At 49.0% G+C, this 1019-nt stretch carries 1 protein-coding gene and 1 pseudogene; both read right to left on the bottom strand.

Annotation, left to right across the window (positions count from 1 at the left end; all coding sequences use genetic code 11):
- The coding region (locus R7Z41_RS24560) for an ATP cone domain-containing protein (protein ID WP_318141712.1) at positions 1-359 on the bottom strand (359 nt) is incomplete at its 3' end.
- A 393-nt stretch (positions 360-752) separates the two neighbouring features.
- Positions 753-1019 (bottom strand): annotated as a pseudogene (locus R7Z41_RS24555) (DUF3459 domain-containing protein); the annotation flags it as partial.

Here is a 1019-nt window from a genome sequence, read left to right as displayed (position 1 = left end):
TTGTTGGCGTTTTCGTTGAGTAACGAGGCGTTGGTCTGCTCGACCAGACCACGGATCTCCTGGTTCAGGCGACCGCGTTTTTCACGTTCAATGTCGCGATCGTGACGGTACTCGATGTAAGCACGAGCCAGTTGTTTGTATGGACCCGACATCAGCTGGTTTTCAACTGCGGTCTGGATCTCGTTGATATCCACCTGGTTGCGGCCCTGCATCTGCTCGCTGACAACCGCGGCAACAGTGGCGCAATAATCGGCATCATCGACTTCCGCTGCTTTAGCTGCACGCAGAATCGCTTCTTTGATGCGCTCTGATTTAAACGGCACTTTGCAGCCGTCTCGTTTCATCACATGCGGTGTCATGATCGCTCCATATTTTTAAGAACAGGTTATCCACAGAAATTGGGAAAGACGTTTTCCGGTTTTTTCGTTTCGTTTTCCGGTGCTTTCCGCAATCGCCATCCGCTTATCCACAACGCCGCACCTTTTTCGTGGGGAGCTGTAGTAGCAATTATAGTCGATTAATACAACATATTGGGTTGGGACGCATTTTAAAGTCTATATATAGTGCTTTGCATCAAGGATGTTTTAACTTTTTTTGATGTAGCTCAAAGTAAAAAGCAGAGCGTACGGATGACGGGCGCTACAGCGTTATGTAAATTTTTTAATGAATTTGCTGGTTGAAAAATCAACAAAAACAACATGCTGACAGACAAAACCCCGGAATGACAGGCATTCCCGGGGCTTAGCGGATACTTACTTCTGTAACCACCAGACAGCCTCAAAAGGCCGTAAAGTCATGGCACAGGGTTGTGGTGAGGCTTCTTCGTAGTTATGCATCACAAGCTGCCAGTTGCCGCGCATTTGCCCTGGCTGCCAGGGTTGGATCTCACGGCTAAGGTTGGCAATGACCAGCAAGGTTTGCCCCTTCCATTCACGGCGATAGCACCACAATACAGGGCTGTTTGGCAGCAGATCCTGGTAATTGCCCCATGTCAGGATGGCTTCCTGCTTACGCAGTGC

It is taken from the genome of Vibrio sp. 1457 (assembly GCF_033340195.1).
GTDB lineage: Bacteria > Pseudomonadota > Gammaproteobacteria > Enterobacterales > Vibrionaceae > Vibrio > Vibrio alginolyticus.
Note: the sequence above shows the minus strand (reverse complement) of the source record. Positions and strands in the feature narration are given on the sequence as shown.